The sequence below is a fragment of the Amycolatopsis viridis genome, from assembly GCF_011758765.1.
Taxonomy (GTDB): domain Bacteria; phylum Actinomycetota; class Actinomycetes; order Mycobacteriales; family Pseudonocardiaceae; genus Amycolatopsis_E; species Amycolatopsis_E viridis.
The window spans coordinates 4,009,551-4,020,193 of record NZ_JAANOU010000001.1; the positions used below are offsets into that span (position 1 = coordinate 4,009,551).

5 protein-coding genes are annotated in these 10,643 nt (G+C 71.8%); 1 reads left to right on the forward strand and 4 read right to left on the reverse strand.

All coding sequences use genetic code 11. The annotated features are described in order from the left end of the window. Positions 1-11: 11 nt before the first annotated feature. The 3 genes from FHX46_RS19895 to FHX46_RS19905 form a co-directional block, all read right to left on the reverse strand. On the reverse strand, positions 12-3,272 hold the full coding sequence (locus tag FHX46_RS19895) for a BTAD domain-containing putative transcriptional regulator (protein WP_167117231.1): 3,261 nt from the start codon (positions 3,270-3,272) through the stop codon (positions 12-14). A gap of 657 nt (positions 3,273-3,929) precedes the next feature. Continuing rightward, positions 3,930-6,716 carry an AfsR/SARP family transcriptional regulator gene (locus tag FHX46_RS19900; RefSeq protein WP_167117233.1) on the reverse strand — a complete coding sequence of 929 codons (2,787 nt, stop codon included), beginning with the start codon at positions 6,714-6,716 and terminating at the stop codon, positions 3,930-3,932. A 69-nt stretch (positions 6,717-6,785) separates the two neighbouring features. Further along, positions 6,786-7,643 (reverse strand): SseB family protein, encoded by an 858-nt coding sequence (locus tag FHX46_RS19905; protein ID WP_167117236.1) that lies wholly within the window; start codon positions 7,641-7,643, stop codon positions 6,786-6,788. Between the two features lie 94 nt (positions 7,644-7,737). Here FHX46_RS19905 and FHX46_RS19910 point away from each other — a divergent pair, with 94 nt between their 5' ends. Next, positions 7,738-9,420 carry a right-handed parallel beta-helix repeat-containing protein gene (locus FHX46_RS19910; RefSeq protein WP_167117239.1) on the forward strand — a complete coding sequence of 561 codons (1,683 nt, stop codon included), beginning with the start codon at positions 7,738-7,740 and terminating at the stop codon, positions 9,418-9,420. 161 nt (positions 9,421-9,581) lie between these two features. Here the strand turns inward: FHX46_RS19910 and FHX46_RS19915 are convergent, their stop codons facing one another. Further along, on the reverse strand, positions 9,582-10,517 hold the full coding sequence (locus FHX46_RS19915) for an SseB family protein (protein WP_313886199.1): 936 nt from the start codon (positions 10,515-10,517) through the stop codon (positions 9,582-9,584). Positions 10,518-10,643 lie beyond the last annotated feature (126 nt).

Genomic DNA, 10,643 nt, shown 5'->3' on the forward strand with positions numbered 1-10,643 from the left:
GCCGCGCGCCGCTAGGCGACGTGGACAGCCCGGCCGCGGTCACCGGTGACGTCGCGCAACTCGGCCGCCTCCGGCGTACCCAGCTCGGCGAACAGCGCGTAGGCGCGGCGCCAGTAGTCCTGGGCGAGGGCCGCGCGCGCGGCGCAGCGGTGCAGTTCGGCCAGTTCGTTGAGCGCCCGCGCCTGCTGGTACCGCTCGCCGCGGTTGATCGCCGCCCGCAGTCCCGCCTCGGCGAGGTCGGCGGCGGTGAGCAGGTCACCGATGTCGCGGTGCACCCCGCCGAAGTCGACGAGCACCTCGCTCTCGGTGGCCGGCCCGCTGACGGCGCGGACGAGGCACAACGCCTCGTTGAGGTTGCTCAGCGCGTCGTCGAACCGCCCGGTCTGCCGGTAGATGTTGCCGAGCCGGTGGCGGGCGTAGGCGACGCGCGGCACCAGTCCGTGCGCCTCGGCCAGGCTGACGGCGTCCCGGATGTGCTCGAGCGCCTCACGATGCCGGCCCAGCCGCCGCCAGATGTCGCCGAGGTCGGCCAGCGCGCCGATCTCCGCGTCCGGATCGCCGGCCTGGCGGGACAGCACCAGCGCGCGCCGGTGCTGATCGACGGCCTCATCGAGCCGGCCGAGGGTGGTCAGCGTGGCGCCGAGATTGGCCGCGAGGGCGCCTTCCAGCCTCTGGTCCCCCGCGCAGAGCGGGTGGGCCGTGCGGAACAGCCGCAGCGCTTCGGAGAATTCGCCAAGGCGGTGGTACAGCACACCCAGCTCGGACAGGGACGTGGCTTCCAATTCGCGTTCGCCGTTCCGGCGGTGCAGGTCGATCGCGCGCAGGAACTGCTCACGCGCGTCGGCCGCGCGGCCGTGGTGCAGGTAGGCGCGCGCGAGGTCGGAGCGGGTGTGCGCCTCGCCGAACTTGTCCTGCGCGGCGCTCGCGGCGGCCAGCGCGGCCTCGTGCGTGTGGACCCAGTCGTGGTCGTGGCTGTAGCCGTACAGGCACAGGTATGCGCGCAGGCACCGGGTCAGCTGCCACGCGTGGGTGGGCCAGCCCTGCTCGGCGGCCAGGCTCACCGCCGCGATGAGGCACGGCCGCTCGGCTTCCAGCCAGCGCTTCGCGGACTCGCGGTCGGGCAGCGCGGGGCCGTGCGCCGGGGCGACGCCGGCGAGCCGGAGGCCCTTGACCGGGTAGATCAGCTGCGTCGCGCGGGCGGCGGTGTGCAGGTAGAAGTCGAGGACGCGGGTGATCGCGGCACGACGGCCCGCCTCCGGCTCGTGATCACGGGCCAAGCCCCGTGCGTACTCCGCAAGCAGGTTGTGCAGCCCGTACCGGTCGCGGGTGACGACGGTGACGAGGTTCTCGTCGACGAGCCGGTCGAGCAGCCAGCGCGCCCGCGGCGGGGTCATCCCGGCGAGCGCACCGACCGATTCAGGGGTGAAGTCCGCGCCGGGATGCAGGCCCAGCAACCGGAACAGGCGCTGCGCCTCCGGCGCGAGGGCCTGGTAGGACAGTTCGAACACCGCCCCCAGCCGGCGGCTGCCCGCGGCCAGCTCGTCAATGCGGTCACCGGCTTCGGCCAGCCGCGCGGCGAGATCACTGAGTGTCCACATGGGACGGGACTGCAGGCGGCGGGCCGCGAGCGCAACCGCCATCGGCAGCCAGCCGCACAACTCGCCGACCCGGTACGCGGCCTCCGGTTCGCACTCCACCCGCTTCGCGCCGACGACGCGCACCAGCAGTTCCCGTGCCTCGGCCGGGGTGAACACGTCCAACGGCAGCGTGCGGGCACCATCGAGGGCGAGCGCACGGCGGCTGGTGACGAGAACGAGGTTCGTCGGGCCGGCCGGCAGCAGAGGCAGGATCTGGTCCTCGCTGGCCGCGTTGTCCAGCAGTACCAGCACGTTCCGCCCGTAGACGCGGTCGCGGTAGAGCGAGGCGCGCTCGTCCAGGCTCGGCGGGACCTGGTCGCCCGGCACACCGAGCAGGCGCAGGAACGACGCGAGCACCGCGGCCGGATCGGCCGGCGGCTGGTCGGAGTGCCCGCGCAGGTCGACGTAGAGCTGGCAGTCGCCATACCGCCCCTCCGCGAGCAGCCGGTGCGCGACGTGCACGGCGAGCCGGGTCTTGCCGACACCCGCCATACCCTCGATCAGCGCGATGCCGACCGCGGTGCCGCCGTCGATCGCGCGCAGGCCGTCGCGCAACGTGGCCAGTTCACGCTCGCGGCCGCTGAAGTCGGCGGTGTCGAGCGGGAGCTGGCGGTGGGCGCTGACCGGTGCGAACTCGGGGCGCGCGACCTCCTGGCGCAGCACACGCTGGTAAGCCGTGGCGAGCTCGGGCCCTGGGTCGGCGCCGAGTTCGGCGGCCAGCCGGCGGCGCAGGGTATCGAACACGTCGAGCGCGGCGGCCTGCTGCCCGCTGCCGGCGAGGGCGATCATGAGCCGCGCGTGCACGGCTTCGTGCAGCGGGTCGGCTTCGGCAACGCGCTGGAGGAGTGGCAGAACCTCCTGGTAGCGCCCGAGATCACTGGCGGCACCGGCGTACTCGACGACGACCGCGCGGTACTCCCGCACGAGCGCGACGACGATCGGATGCGACTCCAGCGCGCTCAGGCCCTCCAGCGGTTCGCCCCGCCACAGGCCCACCGCTTCCGCGAACAGCCCGCACGACTCGGCGAGTTCGCCCTCCTCGCGGGCGCTCCGGGCGCGCGCGACGAGCTGACGGAAGAGGAGCAGGTCGTGCTGCCCGTCGGCGACCTTGAGCTGGTAGCCGCCGCGGGTGGAGATGATGAAACCGTTTTCGGAATCTCCGTGCAGGCGCCGGCGCAGGCGCGAGATCCGGGACTGGAGGAGGTCGACCGTGCCGTGCTCGGACTGGTCGCCCCAGACGGCCTCAACGAGCGTATCCCGGCCGACGGGCACGTTCGGGGACAGCGCCAGGAGCGCGAGGAGGGTGCGCTGGGTCTCCGAACCCGGGTCGACGAGGTCCCCCTCGGCCAGGACGCGCAGCGGCCCGAGCACCTCGACCCGCAGGCCGGCGGCGGCCGGATTCTCGCTGCCGGCGGCGCCGAGCAAATTCCCGAGTTCCACCCGGGAGAGACCGAGCACCTCGCCCAGTTTTCGCAACGTGGACGCACGCGGCCGTGTGACACGTCCCTGCTCGACGTCACGCAAGCCGGCCACGCTCAACCCCGCCAGGTCGGCAACCTCGCGCTGAGTGAGACCCGCACGTCGCCGGAAACCCTGAACCAGCACCCCCAAGCGGCTCCGCGAACCGTCGCTCATCCGTTCACCGCCCCGATCTCGTCGTTCGCAGCTAGGACGCACCGACGCGCCCAGCCGTTCCCGCGGTACCTCGACAGAGTTACAGACTTCGCTTTGAAAACGCTTCGAAGGAGCGGGGTCGCTGCGCCGCTGGCCGGAATCAGTTCCAGGAGAAGGCGATCACTCCACGCACTGGGTGACGAGCGATTACCCTGAGTGCTTGCGGGGGCAGTGGTCCACTGCGAGGTTACCGGGAGATGGCGGCCCTGGTGGCCGCACCGCGGAGCTGATGGCGCGGCGGTGCCGTGCGGACCGCACGCGGGCGGGCCGGCGGCGCGTTCACCGGTGGGCCAATGGTGCACCGCCGGCGGGCCGTGGTGCGATCGCGAGAGTGCCGGTGACGTGGCGCTGAACGGATTGCGCACCGTGGTCCAAGCCAGTGGTCTCCTGCCGTGGAGGGGCCGGTCGTGCGGCTCAGCACCAGTGGTCCAGTCATCGGCAGATGAGAGAACCGCTCGCGCACAAGGTGCAGGGCGCCACCGCACAACCACGTGATCACGGCCCCGCGGACAGGACGGGCACCTGGCGGTCACCGGATCCAGGACAGGCCCACCGGCGGACCCAGCTCCGCCGACGGGCCGGCAGGCATCGTGCCCTCGACCGGTCTCGGGCGGCCGCCTACGAACGCCGCTCCGGCACCACGCCATCCAGCTTCGCGCGGATCTCGCCGGCGTCGGGGGACCCGAGCTCCTCCAGCAATTCCACCGCGGCCCGCCACGCGCGCCGCGCCGCCGCCACGTCGCCGCGCGCCCGCTCCACATCGCCAAGGCGGTTCAGCGATCGGCTCTCGTAGTAGCGGCTGCCGTGCCTGCGGTACATCCCCACGGCCTTGTCATAACAGTGCGCCGCCTCGTCGAGGTTGCCCAGCGACTGCTGCGCATACCCCACGCTGTCCCAGGCGTTCGCCTCGCCGACCAGGTTCCCCAGCTCCGCCTGCCGCGCGATGGACTCCTTGCAGTACGCCAGGGCCTGTTCGTGATCACCCAGCCGCACGCAGCTCCACCCCAGGTTGTTCAACGCGAGGGCTTCACCGAACCGGTTCCCGGCCGCCTGGAACAACTCCAGTGCCCGCCACGCGTGCTGGTACGTCTCCGCGTAGTCGCCGAGCCGGTCACACACCCAGGTCAGCCCCTGCCGCACATCCGCCTGGTTGCCGAGATCCCCGAGCTCCTCGAACAACCGCAGCGCACGGTCCAGCTGCGTCCGGGCCTCCGCGTCCCGCCCGAGCGCCGTCAGGATGACCGCCAGGCCGCGGTGACTGTGCGCCAGCGCAACCGGATCCCCCAGCCGCGTGGCCGCTTCCAGCGCCACCTCGTACGTCCGTGGCTCGCCCAGCCAATGCCGGCCCTGCCGGATCAACGTGTGACTCAGGGCACATGCCAGCTGCCAGGCCTGCGTGTCGAACCCCGTCGCGGCTGCCTGGTCGATCACCGCCACCAGAACCGGGTGCTCGGCGGCGAACCACGCCGCCGCGTCCGTGGGCGCCTCGGCCGTGACCCCGGGGGAAACCGGCTCCAGGGCGAGCGGATCGCGCTGCGGGCTCAGCGCCCCGACCGCGAGGTGCGCGGTGTGCACGTAATGATCGAGCATCCGCCGCACCGCCGCGATCCGCTCCGGCTCCGGATCCTCCTCTTGCGTCAGCTCGATGGCGTACGCGCGCAGCAGGTCGTGGAAGGCGTAGCAACCCGGCGCCCGCTCGGTGACCAGGTGGGCGCGGATCAGCTCGGCCAGCAGCGGCTTCACCCGCGGCACCCCGAGCAGGCTGGCCGCCGCCTCGACCGTCACGTGCGGCCCCGGATGCAATCCCAGGAACCGGAACAGCCGCGCCGCGTCGTCGCTGATCGCGTGGTACGACCAGGAGAACACGGCACGCACGTCCGAGGACGCGTCGTCGCCTTCGAACGCGTCGAGCCCGCCGCGCGCCGCGGACAACTCGGCAGCCACCTCCCCCAGTGTGAACCCCGGGTTGGTCGCCGCCCGTGCCGCGACGATCGCCAGCGCCAGCGGCAACCGCGCGCACAACGCGTTGATCTGCGCGACGGCCTCCGGCTCCGCCGCGACCCGGTCCCCGCCGAGCCGCCGCGCGAGGAGATCGCGGGCCTCCGCGCCGGACAGCAGATCCAGGCTCACCGGCGCGGCACCCTCGACCGCGACCAGGCTCGCGAGCTGGTTCCGGCTGGTCACCACCGTGAAGCTGCCGGGCGCGCCGGGCAGCAGCGGCCGCACCTGGTCGGCGTCGCGGGCATTGTCCAGCACCACGAGCACCCGCTTGTCGGCCAGCAGGCTGCGATAGAGGCTGACCTGCGCCTCCACGCTCACCGGAATCCGTTGCGCGGGAACCGAAAGCGCGTCCAGGAACCTCCGCACCGCCTCGGCCGCGCTCATCGCACACCCGCCCGGATCGAAGCCACGCAGGTTGACGTACAACTGCCCGTCCGGGAACCGGTCCCGCACCCGGTGCGCCCAGTGGACCGCGAAGGCCGACTTGCCGACACCGGCACCGCCGCTGACCACCGCCACCGACGCCGACGGCCGGCCACCACCACCGCCCAGCGGCAGCAGGGCGTCCAGCCGCGCGAGGTCCCGCATCCGCCCGGCGAACTGCGGCACGTCACCCGGCAGCTGACGCGGCACCGGCCCGTCCGCGGGCTCGTCCCGCAACAGCCGCACCTGCGTCTCACGCAACAACGGTCCGGGCTCCACGCCGAGTTCCTCGACGAGCCGGGACCGGACCGCGGTGTAGACCTCCAGCGCCTCCGGTGTCCGGCCGCAGCGGTGCAGCGCCCGCATCAGCAGCGCCTGCAGGCGTTCCCGGAACGGGTTGTCCTCGGCCTCCTGCCGCAGCGCGGTGACCACCGACCGGTGCCGCCCGGCAGCGAGCTCGGCGTCGAAGTAGTCCTCCAGCGCGCTCAGCCGCTTCTCGGCGAGCGCCGGGCCTTCCCGCTCCAGCAACGACTGGGCGACCCCGCCCAGCACCGGACCCTGCCACAGGTCCAGCGCCGCCCGCAGCCGCCGTGCCGCGTCCTCGACCCGGCCCGCGTCGAGGTCGTCGCGCGCCCGGCCCACGGCCTCGTCGAACTCGTGCAGGTCCAGCTCACCCGGCCCGACCTCGATCACGTAACCCGGCGAACGCCGGGTGATCACCGGGGCGCCGATCAGCTTGCGCAGCTCGGAAATGTAAACCTGCACCTGACCGCGGACGGTCGCGGGCGGCGCGGCACCCCACACCTGAGCGACCAGCTGCTCGTCCGGAACCACGCGCCCGGCGTTGAGCAGCAGCACCGCGAGCACGGACCGCTGCTTCGGCCCGCCGAGCCGCACCGGCCCATCCGGACCCGACACCTCGATCGGGCCCAGCAGCCGGTACCGCACCAGGCGGGGCGAGGTCTCGGACACGCTCGTCATCACCTTTCACACCGCACGGTCATCGCCGCGCCACGGCTGGAGAAACAACCAGAAATCTGGCCGGGCGCGCTAGGGAGTCCCCCCATCGGATGACAGGTCCGCCACGATCAGATCGACCAGCTCGAGCACCGCACGGCCGGTCAGGACCACCTCGGTGGCCGCCCCCGGGTTGAAGCAGAGGACGTGCCGTTCGTCCGGCCAGCGGATGAACAGGTTGAACATCAGATCGGTGGTGTGATGGTGGTCCTTGCCCATGACCTCCTCGCACATCGCCACCGACGAGAACGCGGTGATCACCGGGAGCTCGTCGGTACCGGCGAGCCGCCACGGCAGCGGCGGGATTCCAGGCCGGTCGTTGACCGGCACCGGTCCCGTCGTCGGGACCACCACCTCAGCGGGCACCAGAGCCTCCAGAAATGCCTTGTCGTCAGCGGTGGCGACAGCCTCCGCGAGTGCGTTCTCCAGCGTGTTGGACGGCGGCAGATCCGTCCGCGGTTCCCGCTCCCCCGCGAATTCGTCGAGCACCAGCAGCGGGACCAGCGTGCGCAGCTCGTCCTGCACCGCCTCCTGGAACACAGACGACGGCACGCTGGTCAGTTCACCCCCGGCCAGTTCCCTGACCGCCGGAACCGGCAGGTCCGCGCCGATCGGCAGACCCGGGTTGATGAGGAGCCGGTCGGCGTCCAGGTCGGCGAACGCGGCCCGGGTGTGCCCGCGCGCGTACGGCCCGAGGAACCGGCCGAGTGCCTCGGCGGAGGTGAAGACCATCAGGTCCCGCTCACCCAGCCCGAGTGGACGCGTCACCTGCTCGTGTTCGGCCGTCCCGGGAGCGGGCAGGACCGGGACGTAGAAAGACCCGTCCAGAACCAGTTGGGCGTACCGCCGCGTGTCACCCGCGTCGATCGCCGCCTGCAGTGCGTGCTCCAAGTCATTGCTCGGCTGCCACGAAGGTTCCACGCGCCCTTGCCTTTCTGCGGTACCTTTTGTCCAGCAGACCCTAGTCGTCCGAACCACGGAAGCCATGCCACGCACCCTCTTCGTCGCCCCCGATCAGCGCGGCGCCCTGCCCACCATCCGCGACGCGCTCGAAGCCGCCGACGAGGGTTCGGTCATCTCGATCGCCCCGGGTGACTACCCCGAGCCGATCACGATCACACGGCAGCACGTGACGCTGTCCGCCCGCGAAGCCGGCACCGTCACGATCAGCTCGCCGTTCCCGGACCAGCCGGTCGTGTCCGTCACCGACGCCCGCGTCGAGCTGATCGGGCTCACCTTCACCGCCGAGGAGCGCGCTGCCGTCCGCGTGCGCGGCGGTCAGGTGAAGATCGTGGAGTGCACGGCGACGGCCCGGTTCGCACCGGGGATCGACGTCGCGGGCGCACAGCAGATCGAGGTGCGCAACACCCACGTCACCGGTGGGCAGTACGGGATCGTCGTCGAGGAGTCCGACGGCGTCATCGACCGGTGCGAGATCCGCGAGATCGCGGACGACGGCCTGATCGTCCGGCTCGGTTCCCGGGTGAAGGTGCGGCACTGCACCATCGCCGGGTGCGGGTTCCGCGGCGTGTACATGTACCAGGCCGGCGATTCCACGCTCGACCGGTGCGACATCTCCCAGACCGGCGACGCCGGGATCGCCGTGGCCGACCAGAGCTCACCCACCATCAGCACCTGCTGGGTGCACGACACGCAGGGCGTGGGGATCAGCGTCGGCCGCGGGTGCGGCGGCGTGATCGAGGACTGCCGGGTGGAGAACACCGCCGTGCCGGGCATCCACCTCGCCGACGGTGCCCGCACCGAGGTCCGCGAGGGCGACCCGTCCCGTGCCCAGGTGCCGGTGGGTGCGGTCGCGACCAGCGGCAACCACCAGGACCTGGACAGCGTCGACAAGCTGCTCGGCGAGCTGGACCGGATGATCGGGCTGCGCGGTGTCAAATCCGAGGTGCGCGGCCTGATCGACGAGATCCAGGTAAACGAATGGCGCCGCAGTGAGGGCCTGTCCGTCGGCACGGTCAGCAACCACCTGGTGTTCGCGGGCGCGCCCGGTACCGGTAAGACGACGGTGGCGCGGATCTACGGTCAGCTCCTCAAGGCGCTGGGGATCCTGCCGAACGGCCGGTTCAAGGAGGTGTCCCGGCGCGACCTGGTCGGCCAGTACATCGGGCACACCGCGGAAAAGGCCGCATCGGTGTTCGAGGAGGCGCGCGGTGGCGTCCTCTTCATCGACGAGGCGTACACCCTGTCCCGCTCCAGCGGCAGCGGCGCCGACTTCGGTCAGGAAGCCATCGACACGCTGGTGAAACTGATGGAGGACCACCGTGACGAGGTCGCGGTGATCGTCGCCGGCTACACCGACGAGATGGGGAAGTTCCTCGACGCCAACCCCGGTCTCGCATCACGGTTCGGCAAGACGCTGGAGTTCGAGAACTACAGCCCCGAAGAGCTCGTCTCGATCAGCCTGCACATGACGCGCAACGACGACTACCTCCTCGGCGAGGACCTCGACCTGGCGCTGCTGGAGTGGTTCACGCAGATGGAGCGCGACCAGAACTTCGGCAACGCGCGCGAGGCTCGCAAGCTGCTGGAGCGGATGCGCAAGGCCCAGTCCACGCGGCTGCGGTCGCTGGGTCACCGGCCCTCGCGGGACGACCTGCGCACGCTGACACTGGACGACCTGCTGGAGGCCGTGCGCGGCACCGGCTGAGCCGTCATGCCGGATGCGGCTACGTGCGCCACCGGCATCACCGGGCCGGTGCACCTGCATTCCAGGTGCACCGCGCAGGCCGCCTCGATCGCCCGCGGAGAACTGTCGGCCGTGGGCGCGACCTCAGGGCTGGGCCCACGGCCGGCGTCCCGTGTGCGGCGTCAGGCCTCCGGCGCGTTGCTGTCGCCGGTCTGCCCGCTGATGAGACCACCGGCGGCCGAGGCTTCGGCGATCGCCGTCACCAGTTCCGGCACACTGCTGCCAGGCAGGGTCAGCTCGATGCTCGTGCCCGGGTTGAAGCACAGCACGTGGTCCTCGGTCGGCCAGTTCAGCAGAACGTCCAGAAAGGACACGGTGACACGGGGACCGTCGCCGGGGGCGACGGTGTCCAGCACCCGCTCGGAGCTGAACAACGGCACCACGGGTATTTCGTCGTCGCCGACAGTCCGCCAGGGGAAGCCGTCGTCCTCGATCAGCGAGGGGTCGCCGACCGGTTCGGTGACGGGCAGCACCACATCCGATCCGATCAGGGCGAGCAGGAACGCGTCGAAGTCCAGCTCGGTCACCGCCTCGCGCAGCCGCTCCTCCAGCTCGTTGGCCGGCTGGAGCGCGGCGACGGCCTCCGCATCGCCGCCCAGATCCGCCAGCGCCAGCCGGCGAACCTCGGACAGCACCTCGTCGACCATCGCGTTCTGGACCTCCTCGACCGGGAGCAGTTCCTGCCGACCCTCGGCCAGGTCCTCGACCTCCCCGAGCACCAGGTACACGCCGATCGGCGCGCCCGGGTTCACCACGAGCTGGGCATCGCCGGGATGGACCTCCTGCAGGGCAGCGATGCCGGTCTCCCGCCAGCTGTCCACCACCCCGCCGAGAGCCCAGTCCAGCGACTCCTCGGAGGTGAAGACGAGAACGTGGTTGCCCTCAGGCAAGGGCAGGCTCTGCGGCCACGGGCCGCCGGGCTCCGGCGCGGCCGGCACGTACAGCGGGGCCTCGCGCAGCAGCTGGGCGTAGCGCCGGCTGTCGCCCTCCTCCAGCGCGGCCAGCATGCCGGTCTCGACCTCGTTGGCCGGGCGCCACTGCAAGTCCACTCCAGACACTTCCTTCTGCTCGTCGCTCCGTCGTGTGACCTCGTCGGGTTCCACGGTAACCGGGGTGTGACCGGGCCGGCGGCCGGGTCGTGGTGACGCGTCTGCCGAACTCCCCGGAGGCAGCCGGCGTAACGG